This is a genomic window from Collinsella sp. AM41-2BH (assembly GCF_003468085.1).
In the GTDB taxonomy this organism is placed as follows: Bacteria; Actinomycetota; Coriobacteriia; order Coriobacteriales; family Coriobacteriaceae; genus Collinsella.
Genome location: NZ_QSGH01000029.1, coordinates 1 through 16,731, shown reverse-complemented (window position 1 = coordinate 16,731; position 16,731 = coordinate 1). Strand labels below are relative to the sequence as shown.

Genomic DNA, 16,731 nt, shown 5'->3' with positions numbered 1-16,731 from the left:
TATTCAGTCCAAGTTTCGGGGCGCAGTTCACAGGCACCTTTCTGGTGGTTTTTTATTGCTCCAGCATTCAGTTCGTACTCGAACCCGATTCTTTACGAGAAAGGGTTCGGGTACGTTTTTTGTTTATCGGAAATTCTGCGGAAGGACTACTCGGAACGGTAAACAGGAACGAACAGAGGCAGGGCATCATCGTGGTGATGGTATCCTGCCTTTTGTTTTGCGGGATCAAGGTCGCTTTATGCGAACTTGATCGCCACTTATATGGGGCATTGATGGCAATTGCTTCGTACGTGCATACCGAGAGCCTGTACACCTCTGGCAAGGCGTAAAACACTAGACTTTATTCCAAAGTCCGTGTGCTAAGGGGGCAGGCCCCTTAGAATTCCTGTGGAGCGTGTACGCACGTACGCTGGAAAACGGCAAAATTTCGCTATATCAGGGCGTTCTATCATTGGAGAGTATGGTATACACGGCTTAGTTCAACAAATAAGAATTTATATATAAAGGAGAATATTGATGAAACTGTTTTTATGTTCTCACTTTTCAAGTGTAGGAAGTCTGATAAAGGAAGAAATTGAAAATAAAAAAGTCGCATTTATTCCAACAGCTTCGCTGCGTGAAGGCTACACCGGTTATGTCGGCTCGGCTCGAAAATTATTCAAAAAGTTGGGAGCAATCGTAACTGAAATTGATATTTCAACGGAGGCTTATTCAACGATACAGTCTCTTTTTGAAGATGCGGATGTGATCTATTTTACCGGCGGAAATTCTTTTTTCCTTATAGACCAGCTCCGTAAAACGGGAACGGATGAGCTGTTGAAGAAAGAATTGGCAAAGGGAAAACTGATGATTGGTGAATCGGCAGGTGCGATTGTATGCGCTCCAAGCATCCAATATATCGAGCAAATGGATGAAATGCCGGAGGACTACTCACAAGAAGATGATTCAGGGCTTAATTTGATTGATTTCTATGTTCTTCCGCATTATCTCACAGCACCATTTAAGAAAGTTACCGAGAAAATAATGGCTGAGTTTTCGGATTTGAATCTATGCCCAATTAACAACCGTCAGGGAATTGTAATTGATGGTGAAGGTTCAAAGGTAATTTGCAAAGACTAATTTGAAAATTCCAGTTAGCTGTACTCGTTCCTAGCAGGGTTTGGGGCAGGCACGCCCCAACAAGAAGCTGTCCCAAAGGGGCAAGAATGGGGACTGCGGATGATTTCATGGACCGTCACGCGGCCCTTCCCAGCGCGGAGCGGAACTCAGCCGGCGTGCGGCCACCGAGCGCATCGCTGCGCCTCTCCGTATTATATCGACCGATCCAGCCCCCGAGCTCCTCGATGAAGCGGGCGGGGGGTCCAGTCCGACCAGTCCCGGCCGTGCCAGAACTCCTTCTTGAGCAGGCCGAAGAAGCCCTCCATCGCCGCGTTGTCCGGGCTGCAGCCCTTTGCGGACTGGATTGGCTACACTGATGTGGACAGTTCCGGGAGGGGCGCAAGAGACGGGAAGGCCGCGTGCGCGTTCCTGCGCGAGGGCCGCGGGGAGGGGCTGCCTGGGTACGGCGCCTGTCAACTCGGTCTACGTCTTTGATGACCGGGTCGTACTCAATATCAACTTCACGGATGATGCCAAAACGGTCACCCGTGAGGAAGTGTTGGGTTCGAGTGCTATGGACAATGCTCCAGCATGCTGGGATCGAACTCGCTAGCCGGAATCACACGGTACCCGTGACGCAGCAACAGATCGACGAAAACGCCGTTGCCCGCTGTAAGGGTGCCGCTGAATGTTCCGTCGTAGATGCGGCCCGCGCCGCACGAGGGACTACGGTCCTGCAAGATGCACGCAGCGATCTCGGACGGGCCGCCAAAGTGCTCGCACATATCGAGCGCGCGTTGGGCACCATGGCGAAACTCGCGATCAACCGACACGCCCTCGCGGGTGCGAACCTCACAGCCCACGATCTCGGACGGGTCGCGCGGCGTGGGCAGACCGCCAAAAACCTCGGGGCATACGAGGAGCACCTCGGTCCCCGTACGCTCGCAAGCCTCGACCAACGCGCGGTGGTAATTGTCGAGCCCGTTATACTTGCAGCTCTCGCCCATCAAACAGGCGCTTACCACGATCTTCATTTCCATCCCTCTCAAGCAAAACGCCCCATTTGAGAAAGCTGCTCAAATGGGGCGTCGGCGTTTACTGGCTCGGCCGCGGCTTTACTGCTGCTTTGGCATCAGTGGATTCTCGCGCGTGAGGAGATTCATGAACTCCTCGCCCGTGATCGTCTCCTTCTTGTACAGATAACGAGCCAGCTCATGGAGCTTAAACTTGTTCTCCTTGAGGATCTGCAGGGCGCGGTCGTGCGCATCCTCAATCAGCTTGGCGACGATCGCGTCGACGCGCTCGGCCGTACCGGGGGCACAGGTGAGCGACGTGTCCTGGTTGAGGTACGCATTCTGAACGGTACCGAGCGCCATCATGCCAAACTCTTCCGACATACCAAAGCGCGTCACCATGTTGCGAGCGAGCTTGGTGGCCTGCTCGATATCGTTGGCAGCGCCGGTCGTCATCTCACCAAAGATGAGCTCCTCGGCAGCACGTCCGCCGCAATAGACGGCGAGCTTGTCCAAGACCTCCTGGCGCGTGGTCAGGAAGCGCTCGTCCTCCTCGACCTGCATGGTGTAGCCCAGAGCACCGCTCGTACGCGGCACGATGGTGATCTTCGTAACCGGCGCAGAACCCTTCTGGCGGGCGGCAACGATGGCATGGCCGATCTCGTGATAGGACACGACCTGTTTCTCGTGATCGGACAGCACCGTGGACTTACGCTGCTGGCCGGCGATGACGACCTCCACCGACTCCTCAAAGTCATCCTGAGTCGCGCGCTTGCGACCCTCGCGGACGGCGCGCAGGGCGCCCTCGTTGATGATGTTGGCCAGGTCGGCACCCGAGGCGCCAGGCGTGGCGCGGGCGATCGCGGTCAGGTCGATCGGCGGCTGCGTCTTCACGCTCTTGGCGTGCAGTTCAAGGATATTCTTGCGACCGGTCAGGTCGGGCAGCTCAACGGGGATGCGGCGGTCGAAGCGGCCGGGGCGCAGTAGGGCCGGATCAAGGCTGTCGGGACGGTTGGTCGCAGCGAGGACGACGATACCCTTGTGGTTATCGAATCCATCCATCTCGGTCAGCAGCTGATTGAGCGTCTGCTCGCGCTCGTCGTTGCCACTAAAGCCGCCGCCATCGCGCTTCTTGCCGATGGTATCGATCTCGTCGATAAAGACGATGCACGGGGCCTTTTCCTTGGCCTGCTTAAACAGGTCGCGAACCTTAGCGGCGCCGCGGCCGACAAACATCTCAACAAACTCAGAACCAGAAATACTAAAGAACGGCACGCCCGCCTCGCCGGCCACAGCCTTGGCGAGCAGGGTTTTACCGGTACCCGGAGGGCCGACAAGGAGAGCGCCGCGTGGCAGTTTGGCGCCGATCTCCTCGTAGCGTTGCGGCTTCTCCAGAAAGTCGACGACCTCCTTGAGGGACTCCTTGGCCTCTTCCTGGCCGGCGACATCCTTAAAGGTCACGCCCACGTCCTTGGAGGCGATCACGCGCGCGCCGGACTTGCCCAGTCCACCGCCGCCAAAACCACCGCCGCCAAAGTTCATCGACGGACCGTCATCACCCATGGCCTTCTTCATGCGGCGGTTGAGCCACCAGCCAATCAGGAAGAAAATCACCATGGGAAGAATGAGGGTGAGCAGGTAGTAGGTCATCAGGCCCGAGTTCTTATCGGGAACGACCGACTCAAGCGAAGCACCGGACTCAAGCACGCGATCGGTAAAGCCCGCGTCATTCGGCACACCGGTCGTCTTGTAGGCGATATTCTCGTCCTCGCCCTTCTTGGTGTAATAAATCGTGTAATCGTCCGTGTTGTACTCGACCTTGTCGACGCTCTTCTTATCGAGCGCTTTGACAAACGTCGAGTAATCGGTCTTCGTAATCTGCTGCGTGTGACCGATGTTGGGGAACAGAACGGTCGAGAGCACGAGGTAGACGACGAAGGCGATGAGCACGTAGAGGATCATATTCCGTCTACGTTTGTTGTCATCCATCTCCATCTGCTTGAACTCCATCTACTGGGGTTGATAATGCTATCTAGAATACCCAACCCGAACGGCGATAAACCGACGCCGGGCACGAAAGGACAGAGATGGCATCACTGGAAGTCGGCAAGGTTCAAATCTATACGGGCGACGGCAAGGGCAAGACGACGGCTGCGCTGGGGCTCGCGCTGCGTGCCACGGGCTATGGACTTAACGTGCTCATGCTTCAGTTTGCCAAGAAGCTGCACTGCGCCGAACATGACGCAGCTCCTCGATTGGGGCTACGGATCGTACAAGCCGACCGCGACACGCCCGAGACTTGCGCCGCGCAGATCATGGAGCTCGCACGCGAGCAGATTAGCCAGGTCGACGTGCTGATCTTGGATGAGCTGGGAGAAGCCATGCGCCGCGGCTTTGTGACGCGCGAAGATGTCGAAGCGTTGATCGCGATGAAACCAACCACCACGGAGCTCGTGCTCACCGGCCGGGGCTTGCTGCCCCTCGCCGACCTTGCCGACCTGGTAACCGAAATGCGCCCCGTCAAACACTACTTCGACGAAGGCCTCCTAGCTCGCCAAGGCATCGAATACTAGTCATTGCGGACGTCCCCAATGACTAGGCGGTGGCGCGACCGAGCCAGTTGCCGCTGTGATGGTAGACGGTGAACATCGCGGCGGTGATTACCCAGGTCATGGGGTAGACCAGCAGCAGATGCTCGAGCGAGGGGTCGAGCGGCATAATCGCGAACACCCACGCCACGCGGAGCACGACGGTGCCAAAAATCGTGAGCATCATAGGCTGGAAGCTCACGCCAGCGCCGCGGATGGAGCCGGACGCGTTTTCGATAATCGAGAAGATCGCGTAGAACGGCGCGATGAAATGAAGAATCGTCGTGGTGTAGGCCGAAATCGAAGCATCGTCGACAAACAGACGCGACAACGGACCCGAGAACACCAGTAGCACGGCAGACAGGCCACCAATGAGCATAAACGACAGCACAAGCGACGTATGGTAGCCCTTGCGCATGCGCTCGTAGTTGCGCGCGCCAAAGTTCTGTGCCGAGAACGTGGTGATCGAAACGCCAAGCGCCTCGGTAACCATCCAGACAATGCCATCCAAACGGCCCGAAAGACCCCACGCCGTGGTGACATCGGCACCAAACGAGTTGACCGACACCTGAATCAAAACGTTGGAAATCGAATACGCAGCAGACTGAAAGCCAAGCGGCAGACCACACGAGATCATGCTCTTACAAATGCCAGGATCAATGCAGAGTTTGGACAGTGAAAGCCGCCACGCACCCGGAGCGTGCATCATACGAATCACGATCATCGTGGCGTTGGAGCAAATGGTCAGCGCCACCGCGATGCCGCAGCCCAGAGCCTCCATATGAAGCACGGCAACGAAGATGACATCCAGCACCGCATTAACAAGGCAGCCGGAAGCAATGATCACAGCAGGACCGCGTGTGTCGCCCACGGCGCGCAGCAGCGCCGTTCCCATATTGAGCAGCAGCGCCGCAACCATGGCGGCAAAATAGCAACGAGCATAGGCCACGCCCTCGGCCAATAGTTCATGCGGCGTGTTCATAAGTACCAGCATGGGCTCAACGAACACTATGCCAAGAATCGAGAAAACGATACCGCCCACCAGCGCGAGCGTCATGGCCGTATGGACCGAACGACTCAATCGCTCATCATCGTGCTGACCAAAATACTGACCGGTAATGACCGCGCAGCCAGCGCCAACGCCAACGCAAAAGCCAATGCAGAGCTCGGTGAGCACCATCGTGGCTTGAATGCCACCCAGCGCGAGCTTGCCGCCAAACTGGCCGACGATATACGTACCAATAAGCGTGTAAGCCTGCTGAAAAAACGAGCTAAAGAAGATAGGGACGCACAGCGACAGCAGCTGTTGCCAAATGACACCCTGCGTTACATCGATAGCCGTAGATTTCTTAGCCACACGCCCTCCCCACCAGCGTACGTCAAACAACAAAACGGCAATTTAAGACCAAAGCCAATACCAGCTTAGCACCGACCGACGTCGGCCGAAACGCCCCGAACCAGAGCCCGGTGCTAACTATCTGCCTAGTGATACAGCCCCGGCTGGTAGTGGTACTCGTTGCTCACATGCGGGCACAGCTGCCAAAAGGCAACAGCGCTTGCCGCGGCCACGTTGAGTGAATCGACCCCATGCGCCATCGGAATACGCACGGCGCGGTCGCAGCCTGCAATGGTCTTGGCGCCCAAGCCAGCACCCTCGGTGCCCATAAAGATTGCCAGGCGGTCAATCTCCTGGAGCGCGGGATCGTCCAGCGACACCGAATCATCCGTCAACGCCATAGCGGCACACGAAAAGCCGGCATCGTGTAGCACCGCCAGCCCATCATGCGGCCATACGCGCGCTTCGCTGCCAATGCGTGTCCAGGGCACCTGGAACACCGTGCCCATGCTCACGCGGGCCGAACGACGATACAGCGGATCACAACACGTAGGACTGACCAAAATGCCGTCAACGTTGAGCGCGGCCGCCGAGCGGAATATTGCGCCCACATTGGTATGGTCGACAATGCCCTCGAGCACGCACACGCGCACCGGGCGCTCCCCCGCCGCCTCGACGACGCCGCCCAAGAACTCATCAACCGGAATCTGTCGCGGGCGACGAAATGCCGCGAGCGCACCGCGCGTCACGTTAAAACCCGTCAGACGCTCCATAAGCTCCATCGAGGCAACGAACACGGGAACCGGACCCGCGCCCTCGCGTACCGCCAGGCGCTCAAACAGCGGCATCATCTGGTCGAGCCAGCGCTCGCCCAAAAGAAAGCTCACCGGCTCGTATCCGGCGCGAACCGCGCGCTCGATGACCTTGGCACTCTCGGCGATAAAGATGCCCTTTTGCGGCTCCAGCACGCAGCGCAGCTCGCGCTCGGTCAGTCGCACGTAGGCATCGAGCCGCTCGTCCTCGAGCGAATCGATTCGCAGCACCTCAACGGCATCAGTCATAGCAGCCAGCCCGCACCCTTCTTTACAGCACATCTATACCAAACGAGGCGACGCTAAGCGCCGCCCCATGCATTCAAACAATCCGATGATACCGTTCACGCCGGACGATTTACGCCTCAACGCGACGATACGTTACGAACTCATAATCGACACCCTCGTCGCCCTCGCCCGAGGCAATCGTGGCAACACCGCCACGCCACGCAATCTCCCACGCGGGATCGGCATCCAGATCGGGAAAGTACGTATCCACGTCATGCACGCAATGGTTATGCGTAACCTCGGCCTCGGCGCAATACGGCAAAAACTGCCGATACACCTCGCCGCCACCGATCACCCACGCAACGGGCTCATCGGCTACCGCGGTGAGCGCTTCGTCGACGCTATGCACCACGTCGACGCCCTCGGGAGCAAAGTCCTCATCGCGCGTGAGCACGATATTACGACGGTTCTTGAGCGGACGCCCGCCGGGAAAACTCAGCAGCGTCTTGCGTCCCATAATGACCGGGCAACCCTTGGTGCATGCCACAAAATGACGCATGTCGGCACGGTTGGACACCACCATGTCGCCCTCGCACCCAATACCCCAGTCATCGCACACGGCGACAATGGCAGAAAGCTTACACGTCATGCGCGTCACCTACACCGCAATGGGGATGTTCTTGACCTGCGGGCCGTGCTCATAGCCCTCGACAATCAGGTCGTCGGTCGTAAACGCATAGAAGTCATGCACATCGGGGTTAAGCGATACCTTAGGCGCGGCAAACTGCGGACGCTCGATAAGCTCGCGGACGATATCGACATGACGGTCGTAAATGTGGGCATCGGCGATCACATGCAGCAACTCGCCGGGAATCATATCGACCGACTGCGCGACCATCATCAGCAAAATGGCGTACTGGCACACATTCCAGTTGTTCGCAGCCAAAATGTCCTGGCTGCGCTGGTTGAGAATCATGTTGAGCGTCGGTTTATCATCCTGCGGGCGCTGCGTCACGTTATACGTCACGCTGTAGGCGCACGGATACAGGTGCATCTCGGACAGGTCGCTAAACACGTAGGTATTCGTCATAATGCGGCGGCTGTACGGCGTGTTCTTAAGGTCGTACAGCACACGGTCCATCTGATCGAAGTCACCCTCGGTATAATGGCTCTTCTGACCAATCTGATACCCGTAGGCCTTGCCGATGGAGCCAGTCTCGTCGGCCCACTCATCCCAAATATGACTGTTGAGATCATGCACGTTATTGGACTTCTTTTGATAGATCCATAGGATCTCATCCATGGCAGATTTGAGGGCCGTACGACGCAGGGTAAGCGCCGGAAACTCCTCACGCAGGTCATAGCGTGCCGTGACACCAAAGTTTTTAATGGTATAGGCAGGGGTGCCATCCTCCCACACCGGGCGGACCTTTTGGCCCTCGGTGGTGGTGCCATGGTCCAGAATATCGCGGCACATGGTTACAAACTGTTGATCAGCCTTGCTCATTGACCCTCCTGTCAGTCGCCTATAAGCGAGATTCATTGTAGCCCAGGCGCATGCGGCCCCACAGCCCAAACATAAGCCCTCATTTTCTGACATATGCCAAAAATACCTTGCTCTGCGGAGCACACGCGTTATTCTATTGTTGACATATATCAGATAAGGAGTGCACATGGCAGGAAGACGCGAGAAACTGCGCCGCGTCGGGATCATCCCCGAATACCGCGGCTTCACCCCCGACGGCCTTGCCAGCGGAAACGCCATCGATATGACGGTCGACGAGCTCGAAGTCCTGCGGCTGTGCGACCTGGAAGGCCTTAACCAAGAGGCAGCCGCACAGCACATGGGCATTGCCCGTGCCACGGTGGCGGCTATTTGCAGCCGAGCGCATCGCAAGGTGGCAAACGCGTTGGTCAATGGTCGGGCGCTCATCATCGAAGGCGGCAATATCGCGTACTCCCCCATCACCACAACGACGGCCGTATGGCCAGCAAAGGAGATCGGTACCATGAGAGTGGCAACCACGTATGACAACGGCAACATCTTTATGCACTTTGGCCGCAGTGAGCAGTTCAAGATCTACGACATTCAGGACGGCAAGGTGCTCAACGAGCAGGTCGTGGGCACCGGCGGCACCGGCCACGGTGCCCTTGCGGGCCTGCTCGCCAACGGCGGCGTGGACACGCTCATCTGCGGCGGCATCGGCGGTGGCGCTATCAACGCGCTTGCCCAAGCCGGCATCACGGTATACGCAGGTGCCCAAGGCAGCTGCGACGCTTGCGTCAAGGCCCTTATCGCCGGCACGCTCGCACAGAACGGCGAGGCCACGTGCAGTTGCCACGGCCACGACCACGAGCACACCCACGAGCATGGCGATTCCTGCGGCTGCCACGGCCACCACGAGCACGAGGGTCACGAGGGTTGCAGCTGCCACTAACGGCACGACACGCGACCTCGGGGCGCGACGCTGAACGCAACCCAACAATCAAAGCCAACAACAAAGGCCACCCGGTAGCTTCCGAGTGGCCTTTGCCATATCAAGCTGGAATTACAGCTCTATTTGTTATTACGCATCTGCGCTTCCATCTGGCGCAGCAGCTCCATATCGGACTTGGGACCGCCCGTACCCAGGCCGCCCATGCCGCCCAGACCCATAGCGTCCAGGCCAGGGATATTGGGCATGCGTATCTTCTTGCCCTTCTTTCCCTTTTTTCCCTTTTTGCCGCCGGCCTGCGCCTGATTGGCCATTGTGCGCATGCGGCCCATCATCTTATTCATCTCGCCCCACTGCTTCATAAGGCTGTTGACCTCGGTGGGGGTTACGCCGGCTCCCTTGGCAATGCGGGCGCGGCGCTGGCCGTTGATGATAGAGGGGCGCAGGCGCTCCTCCTTGGTCATCGACATGATGATGGCCTCGTTCTTATCGAAGATGCCCTCGTCCAGGTTGCCGCCCATCTGGTTGAGTGCACGCTGACCACCGGGGAGCATGCCCAGAATGCCCTTCATGCCGCCCATCTTCTTGACGGCCTTCATCTGGTCGAGCATATCGTTCATGGTGAAGCCCTCGCGCAGCATACGCTCGGCAGCCTCGAGCTGCTCGGCATCGGCGGCCTCCTGGGCCTTCTCGATGATGCCGACGACATCGCCCATACCCAAGATGCGCTTGGCCATGCGGTCCGGGTAAAACGGCTCCAGCGAGTCGGGCTTCTCGCCCATGCTCACGAACTTGATGGGCTTGCCGGTCACCTGGCGCACCGAAAGTGCGCCGCCGCCACGGGCGTCACCGTCGAGCTTGGAGATGATCACGCCGTCAAAGTCAGTGCGCTCGGCGAAGGTCGAGACGACGTTGACGATGTCCTGGCCGGTCATGGCATCGACGACCATCAGCACCTGGTCGGGCTTGACGGCCTTCTTGATGTCGACCGCCTCCTGCATCATCTGCTCGTCGATCTGAAGACGACCGGCGGTATCGACGATGACCACGTCACGCAGGTGGTCGACGGCCTCCTGGATGGCGCCCTTTGCGATGTCGATCGGGTGCGCTCCGTCACCGCGGAAGACCGGCACGCCGATCTCGCCACCGAGCGTGGCCAGCTGGTCGGCAGCGGCGGGACGGTAGACGTCGCACGCGGCGAGCAGCGGCGAGCGGCCCTGCTTCTTGAGCAGGTAGGCCAGTTTCACGGCCGCCGTGGTCTTACCGGAGCCCTGCAGGCCCACGAGCATGATGACATTGGGAATGCGGTTGCTAAAGACGAGCTTGCTCTCGGTTGAGCCAAGCATCTCGGTGAGCTCGTCGAGCACGATCTTGACGACGTTTTGCGCCGGCGACAGCGACTCCATGACCTCGGCGGTCATGCAGCGCTCCTTGGTCTTGGCGACGAACTCCTTGACGACCTTAAAGTTAACGTCGGCCTCGAGCAGTGCCATGCGAATATCGCGCATGGCCGAAGTAATATCGGCCTCGGTCAGCTTACCCTTGCCGCGCAGGCGGTCAAATGTGTCGTTGAGGCGATCGCTCAGGGAATCAAACACTGGTTACTCCTTAGTTGGACTCGCCCACCAGGGCGCGGCAGAAATCTTTGGCGTTAAACTCCTGCAGGTCATCGACCTGCTCGCCCACGCCGATGCGCAGGATCGGGAGCTTGAGCTTCTCGGCCACGGCCATGGCGATACCGCCCTTAGCCGTGCCGTCGAGCTTAGTCATGATAATACCGTCCAGGCCCAGCGCCTCGTTAAACTCGAGCGCCTGGTTCAGACCGTTCTGGCCAGTGGCGGCATCGATTACAAGCACGACCGAGACGGGCATGGGGCCGGCGGCCATATTGGCGGCGCGCTTACGCGTCACGTTGACCACCTTGGCGAGCTCGCGCATGAGCTCGGGGCTCGTGTGCAGACGGCCGGCGGTATCGATGAGCACCAGGTCGCTGCCGCGCTTATCGGCCTCGTCGAGCACGTCATAGCACACGCTCGCCGGATCGGAGCCGCGGTCACGCTTGATAACCGGTACGCCGGCACGCTGGCCCCACACATCGAGCTGCTCGATGGCGGCGGCGCGGAAGGTGTCGGCCGAACCGATCACCACGTTCTTGCCGCGGGCGGCCATGGCGCTTGCAATCTTGCCGACCGTGGTGGTCTTGCCGGCGCCGTTGATGCCGACAAACAGCACACAGCTCGGCGTATCGGAAAACGGATCGCGCTCAACAGGCACAAAATGGCCCTCGAGCTGCTCGGCCAGGGCGCGGCGAAGCTGCGGGGCGGTCTTGAGGTTCTTCTTGGCCGCGGCGTCGCGCAGGTCATCGGAGACCTGAATGGCGACCTCGGCACCCATGTCACCCATGACGAGGGTGTCCTCAAGATCCTCCCAAAAATCCTCGTCGACCTCGCCGCCAAAGTAGAAGACCTCGTTGAGGGCCTCGCGGCTGCGCTCAAGTCCGCGCGAGAGTGCATCAAAGAATCCCATTATGCATTCACGACCTTTCCGGTTTCGCGATCGAGTTTTTGCGAGACGACGCGACTGACGCCGTCGGCTTGCATCGAGACGCCATAGAGAACGTCAGCATCCTCCATAGTACGGCGCTGATGCGAGATTACCAAGAGCTGCGTATCGGAACGCAGCACATCGAGGGCGCCGATGAGCTTGGACAGGTTGGCGTCGTCGAGTGCCGCCTCGACCTCGTCCAGCACATAGAACGGCACCGTGCGCGTACGGTATACGGCAAAGAGCAGGGCGAGCGCCGTCAGGCTCTTCTCGCCGCCCGACATGAGCATCATCTTGGTGATGCGCTTGCCGCGCGGCTGCGCCACGACCTCGATGCCCGTCTCGGCCGGATGCTCGGGGTCGGTCATCTCCAAATGTGCCTGGCCGCCCGGGAAGAGCATGGCGAAGATCTCGCGGAAGTTCGCATCAACCTTCTCAAACGTCACTAGGAACGCCTTGCGCATCTTGCGATCGATCGCCACGGTGATCTTGGTAAGCGCCTTGCGCGCGCTCTCCAGATCGGCAAGTTGCTCCTCGATGTAATCGGCACGGCGCTTGAGCTGCTCGTACTCCTCCATGGCGACTTGGTTCACAGGGCCCAGGTTGTTGATCTGGCGCACGAGCTGGTTGAGCTCGCGCTCGGCGGCGTCGCGGTCGGTAGGCGCAGGAAGCATGAGCGCTTCCTCGAGCACCGTGGTGCCATCGGCGGTGATGGCCTTGATGGCAGCCTCGACCTGTACCTCGAGCTTGCCGCGCGCCACCTTGAACTCATTTTGCGTCGTGGCGGCAACATCGACCCGCTCTTTGGCGCGGGCGACCTCGGTCTTGGCGTCCTCGATGGTCTTCTTGAGCGAGGCCGAGTCCGCCTCCTCGAGCGACGCCTGGTCGCGCAGGCGCGCAGCCCAATCCGACGCGCGCTCCAGCAGGGCCGAATAGCGCTCGTGCATGGGATCGACGCGAAGGCGCAGCAGCTCGAGCGAGCGCGAGGCCTGACGCGTCCCGCGGATACGACGGTCGATACCCTCCATACGATGCTCAAGATCGGGCACGCGGCCCTTCAGCGAACGCAGGCGCTCGCTCGTCTGAGCCAGGCGTACCTTAGCGTCGGCGAGCTTACCGGCGGCCTCGGAATCGTCACGGCGCACGCGGTCGAGCTCGTCATTGGCTTCGGCAATCTGGAGACCCAGGTCGCTTACCTGCGCGCGGGCCTCGTCACGCGAACGGGTGAGCTCGTCAACGCGCGGACGCGCAGCGTGAACGGCCTCGGCGGCCTGCTCGCGGCGCTTGGAAATGCGCACTCGTTCGACCTCGGCATTGTTGGCGCTTTGCTCCAGGCGGCCGATCTCGGAGAGTAGCGAGCGGCGCTCGCCCTCAAGACGGGCAATCTCGCCGGCGGCATCGCCCTCAGCGGCACGCGCCTCCTCGACGGCCGCATTGGCCTCGACGACCTGATCCGACACATGCTCAAACACGGCAGCCAGATCGGGCTCCAGGCCCTCCAACTCACGAATACGACGTTTGCGCTCCAGGGCACCCGAAGCCTCGCCGGCATCGAGCCCCACGCGCACCAGACCGCCACAGCTCACGCGGGCGCCATCGGGCGTCACATAGGTCACGCCGTCAACGACAGGCGCGGCTAGCGCGGCTGCCAAGTCATCGACCACGTAATAGCCGCCGAGCAGGGCCTCGACAACCGGACCATAACCGGAGCGCACGGACAGACGATCGACCAGACGCGAACCGGCAGCACCCTTAGCAGCAGCACCGCCGCTCACGCCGCGCGCCACCAGCAGCGCCTCGCCAGAAGCCTTCTTTTGGTCCAGAGCCGCACGACCGGCGCGCTCAAGCGTGGCAGTGTCATCAAACAATAGGGCATCGATATCGCCGGCAAGCAGCTGCTCGACCAGGCCCTCGAGCTCACGAGGGGCCTCGAGCACGTCGCCCAGACGACCCGAGACATCATCGCCCAGTGCGCCCATCAGACGGCTCACCAGCGGCGAGCTATCGGCCATGCGAGCATCGAGCTTCTTTTGGCTCGCGAGCTCAGAGCGAACCTCGGACAGTTTGTTGCGCGCCTCGCTCTCGCGATCACGCAAGTCCTTCAACGCCGCACGGGCGACCTCGGTGGCCTCGCGCGCATCGACCTGGGCTTGGCGAGCCTGATCGAGCGCGCCTTCGAGCTCCTCAGCGCGGTCGCGACGGCTCTCGAGCGAGGCCGTGACCTCCTCGAGCTGCTCGTCGATCTGCTCCAGGCGCGAGGCGTACATGTTATCCTCGACCTCGGCGTTACTCAGCGAGTCCTTCACCTTGGCAAGCTTGAGCGCGGCGTTATCGGCCACACGCTGGACATCGCGCTGTTCGCGCGTAAGCTGCGAAATCTGGTTGTCGAGCGCAACGCGACGCTCGTGGAGCTCGGCGGCGGCAGGTCCGGCGGCGTCAACGTCGTCCTGGGCCTGCATGTGCGCACCGGTCACTTCCTCAAGCTGGGCACGTGCATCCTCGAGCTCCTCGACCACGCGACGGCGCTGATGTTCGGAGCTCGAGATCTGGCCGCGCATGTCGGACAGGCGCGACACCATGTTGTGGCCTTTTTCCTCGAGCAGGCGCATATCGGAGTTAATGCGGCCGACCACGTCTTGCATATGACGGCGCTGCTCGCCCAGATCGCCCACAAACAGGCCCTTTTCCTCAAGCATGACCTGGAGCTTCTCGAGCTCGCGCTCCTTTTCGCCCAGGCGGAACTGCGCAAGCTCAAGCTCGGCAGCGCCCTCCTTGGAGCGACTCTCCAGGTCGTTCCACTGCGACTGCAGCGAACGAAGCTCGTCGACGGCCAGCATCTGCGTAAGCTCGTTCGCGCGCGAGGACAGCTCTTTATACTTGCGTGCGCGATCGACCTGACGCTCCAGCGGCCGCAGCTGACGGGCGATCTCCTTATTGATATCGCGGGCACGGGTCAGGTGCTCGTCCATCGATTTAATCTTTTTGAGCGCACGCTCCTTGCGGCGCTTGTGCTTGGAGATGCCGGCAGCCTCCTCGATCAGGGCGCGGCGCTCCTCGGGGCGGCTCTGCAAAATGGCATCGAGCTTGCCCTGGCTGATGATGGAATGCGTATCCTTGCCCAGGCCCGAATCGTGCAAGATGTCCTGAATGTCCATCAGGCGGCACGGGCTCGAGTTGATGAGGTATTCGCTTTCGCCCGAGCGATACATACGACGGGTGATGGCGACCTCATCAAAGTCGACAGGCAACATATGGTCCGAGTTATCGAGCACCAGCGTGACCTCGGCGACACCCACCGGCTTGCGCGCCGACGATCCCGAGAAGATGACGTCCTCCATGGCCTGGCCGCGCAGCTGCTTGGCGCTCTGCTCGCCCAGGACCCACAGAATCGAGTCGGAGATGTTCGATTTTCCCGAGCCATTGGGACCGACGATAACGGTCAGGCCCGGCTCAAATGACATATGGGCACGGTCGGCAAACGACTTGAACCCTTTGAGCGTGAGGGACTTGAGATACACGGTTCCTCGCTTAAACAGGCTTCTTGTTAAGAATCACGCCGTTGGTGGTGTAGCCCATGCGGTCGAGCGCCTCGAGCGCAGCGGCCCCCTCGGCCTCCTTCTTGGAGGAACCGGTGCCGCGGCCCTGGCGAATACCGTCGATGAGCACCACAGCGGTAAAGGTGGGCGCATGCGCGGGGCCCTCGGAGCCGACCAGCTTATACGCGGGAGGCTCGTGGCCGTCTGCCTGCACGCACTCCTGCAAGAACGACTTGGGGTTCGCAGGGTGCTCGGCACGCTCGGAAGCCAGGTGCGGCTTGAGCGTACGATGGATAAACTCCGCCGCAGCATCCCAGCCGGCATCCAGATACAGCGCGCCCACGAGCGACTCGTAGACGTTCTCGAGCGCCGAGTGCAGGCCACGCGCGCCGGTGCCGGTCTCGGAGGCACCAAAGATGATGATGTCGTCGATACCCAGCTCGTGCGACACCTCGGACAGCGTGGCGCCCGAGACAAGGGACACCTTCAGGCGCGTGAGCTTGCCCTCGTCAAACTCGGGATAGGACTCAAAGAGCGAACGGGCCACCACGGCGCCCAAAATGGAATCGCCCAAAAACTCAAGGCGCTCATAGCTGGCAGAAACCGGCTGTCCCTCGACGGCCGAGGGATGTGTGAGCGCCGCGCGCAGCAGCACCTTATTATTGAACTCATGGCCCAGGATCTCCTGGGCGCGCGTGAGTCGTTCAGACAAAGCCAAGACTTAGGCCTCCTTGGCGTTTTCGATCGCGTCGACGGCGTCGGCGACAGAGTTGAGCGAGAGCAAGGTCTCATCATCAATCTCGAGATTGAACTCGTCCTCGATAGCCGTAACAAGTTGCAGGCGCTCGAGCGAGTTGGCATCGAGGTCGTCAAAGGTGGTCTCATCGCTAATTTCGGCAACATCGACGCCCAGAACGTCAGCAGCGACCTCGGCGATCTTGTCGAAGATTTCGGAGCGGTCCATAGCGCTTCCTCTCATAGTGCATGAATACCAAAAGATTGGCACCGCGCGGGCGGCACCAAGACACGGTTTTGATTCTACCCCACGACGTGCGCCGCGAGGCACATAACAGCGCTCTAACTCGCTCTTATAAAACGATCCTTGATTATCAACTTTATCCGAACACCTCCCACATTCATC

General features: G+C 59.9%; 15 protein-coding genes. 4 read left to right on the top strand and 11 right to left on the bottom strand.

Features of this window, described 5'->3' with window-relative positions:
* The coding region (locus DW899_RS10820) for a hypothetical protein (protein ID WP_233539964.1) at window positions 1-329 on the top strand (329 nt) is incomplete at its 5' end.
* Window positions 330-516: 187 nt separating this feature from the next.
* Complete coding sequence (locus tag DW899_RS10005; protein ID WP_117583435.1) at window positions 517-1,119, top strand: Type 1 glutamine amidotransferase-like domain-containing protein; 603 nt, start codon at window positions 517-519, stop codon at window positions 1,117-1,119.
* A gap of 551 nt (window positions 1,120-1,670) precedes the next feature.
* On the opposite strand, the gene DW899_RS09995 is transcribed toward DW899_RS10005, so the two are convergent.
* Both DW899_RS09995 and ftsH read right to left on the bottom strand, forming a co-directional pair.
* The gene (locus DW899_RS09995) at window positions 1,671-2,132 is read right to left on the bottom strand and encodes a DUF523 domain-containing protein (protein ID WP_117800959.1); all 462 of its coding nucleotides are present in this window, start codon (window positions 2,130-2,132) and stop codon (window positions 1,671-1,673) included.
* Between the two features lie 81 nt (window positions 2,133-2,213).
* A complete protein-coding gene (ftsH, locus tag DW899_RS09990; RefSeq protein WP_187364973.1) occupies window positions 2,214-4,106 on the bottom strand; it encodes an ATP-dependent zinc metalloprotease FtsH in 1,893 nt (630 codons plus the stop codon).
* Between the two features lie 92 nt (window positions 4,107-4,198).
* On the opposite strand from ftsH, the gene DW899_RS09985 reads away from it, so the two are divergent.
* Complete coding sequence (locus DW899_RS09985; RefSeq protein WP_117800956.1) at window positions 4,199-4,684, top strand: cob(I)yrinic acid a,c-diamide adenosyltransferase; 486 nt, start codon at window positions 4,199-4,201, stop codon at window positions 4,682-4,684.
* Window positions 4,685-4,706: 22 nt separating this feature from the next.
* Here DW899_RS09985 and DW899_RS09980 read toward each other — a convergent pair whose 3' ends face one another.
* The 4 genes from DW899_RS09980 to thyA all read right to left on the bottom strand — a co-directional run bounded on the left by DW899_RS09980 (window position 4,707) and on the right by thyA (window position 8,582).
* Entirely contained in the window at window positions 4,707-6,056 is a 1,350-nt protein-coding gene (locus DW899_RS09980; protein ID WP_117800953.1) for an MATE family efflux transporter, read from the bottom strand.
* A gap of 125 nt (window positions 6,057-6,181) precedes the next feature.
* A complete protein-coding gene (locus tag DW899_RS09975) occupies window positions 6,182-7,096 on the bottom strand; it encodes an RNA methyltransferase (protein ID WP_117800951.1) in 915 nt (304 codons plus the stop codon).
* 109 nt (window positions 7,097-7,205) lie between these two features.
* A complete protein-coding gene (locus DW899_RS09970; RefSeq protein ID WP_117776289.1) occupies window positions 7,206-7,724 on the bottom strand; it encodes a dihydrofolate reductase in 519 nt (172 codons plus the stop codon).
* A 9-nt stretch (window positions 7,725-7,733) separates the two neighbouring features.
* Entirely contained in the window at window positions 7,734-8,582 is an 849-nt protein-coding gene (gene thyA, locus DW899_RS09965) for a thymidylate synthase (protein WP_117800948.1), read from the bottom strand.
* 166 nt (window positions 8,583-8,748) lie between these two features.
* On the opposite strand from thyA, the gene DW899_RS09960 reads away from it, so the two are divergent.
* Window positions 8,749-9,513 (top strand): DUF134 domain-containing protein, encoded by a 765-nt coding sequence (locus tag DW899_RS09960; protein ID WP_117776291.1) that lies wholly within the window; start codon window positions 8,749-8,751, stop codon window positions 9,511-9,513.
* Window positions 9,514-9,632: 119 nt separating this feature from the next.
* On the opposite strand, the gene ffh is transcribed toward DW899_RS09960, so the two are convergent.
* The 5 genes from ffh to DW899_RS09935 are packed head-to-tail and all read right to left on the bottom strand — an operon-like array spanning window position 9,633 to window position 16,554.
* A complete protein-coding gene (gene ffh, locus DW899_RS09955) occupies window positions 9,633-11,108 on the bottom strand; it encodes a signal recognition particle protein (RefSeq protein WP_117776292.1) in 1,476 nt (491 codons plus the stop codon).
* A gap of 10 nt (window positions 11,109-11,118) precedes the next feature.
* Window positions 11,119-12,036, bottom strand: coding sequence for a signal recognition particle-docking protein FtsY (gene ftsY, locus DW899_RS09950; protein ID WP_117564147.1), 918 nt, complete (start codon window positions 12,034-12,036; stop codon window positions 11,119-11,121).
* A complete protein-coding gene (smc, locus tag DW899_RS09945) occupies window positions 12,036-15,572 on the bottom strand; it encodes a chromosome segregation protein SMC (RefSeq protein ID WP_117800945.1) in 3,537 nt (1,178 codons plus the stop codon). Before smc ends, ftsY begins: the two co-directional genes overlap by 1 nt.
* A gap of 10 nt (window positions 15,573-15,582) precedes the next feature.
* Window positions 15,583-16,308 carry a ribonuclease III gene (gene rnc, locus DW899_RS09940; protein WP_117629289.1) on the bottom strand — a complete coding sequence of 242 codons (726 nt, stop codon included), beginning with the start codon at window positions 16,306-16,308 and terminating at the stop codon, window positions 15,583-15,585.
* A gap of 3 nt (window positions 16,309-16,311) precedes the next feature.
* On the bottom strand, window positions 16,312-16,554 hold the full coding sequence (locus tag DW899_RS09935) for an acyl carrier protein (protein ID WP_117800943.1): 243 nt from the start codon (window positions 16,552-16,554) through the stop codon (window positions 16,312-16,314).
* Window positions 16,555-16,731 lie beyond the last annotated feature (177 nt).

Coding starts and splice junctions, on each gene's coding strand:
- DW899_RS10005 (WP_117583435.1), top strand. CDS start 517: ATGAAACTGTTTTTATGTTCTCACTTTTCAAGTGTAGGAAGTCTGATA.
- DW899_RS09995 (WP_117800959.1), bottom strand. CDS start 2,132: ATGAAGATCGTGGTAAGCGCCTGTTTGATGGGCGAGAGCTGCAAGTAT.
- ftsH (WP_187364973.1), bottom strand. CDS start 4,106: ATGGAGATGGATGACAACAAACGTAGACGGAATATGATCCTCTACGTG.
- DW899_RS09985 (WP_117800956.1), top strand. CDS start 4,199: ATGGCATCACTGGAAGTCGGCAAGGTTCAAATCTATACGGGCGACGGC.
- DW899_RS09975 (WP_117800951.1), bottom strand. CDS start 7,096: ATGACTGATGCCGTTGAGGTGCTGCGAATCGATTCGCTCGAGGACGAG.
- DW899_RS09970 (WP_117776289.1), bottom strand. CDS start 7,724: ATGACGTGTAAGCTTTCTGCCATTGTCGCCGTGTGCGATGACTGGGGT.
- thyA (WP_117800948.1), bottom strand. CDS start 8,582: ATGAGCAAGGCTGATCAACAGTTTGTAACCATGTGCCGCGATATTCTG.
- DW899_RS09960 (WP_117776291.1), top strand. CDS start 8,749: ATGGCAGGAAGACGCGAGAAACTGCGCCGCGTCGGGATCATCCCCGAA.
- ftsY (WP_117564147.1), bottom strand. CDS start 12,036: ATGGGATTCTTTGATGCACTCTCGCGCGGACTTGAGCGCAGCCGCGAG.
- DW899_RS09935 (WP_117800943.1), bottom strand. CDS start 16,554: ATGGACCGCTCCGAAATCTTCGACAAGATCGCCGAGGTCGCTGCTGAC.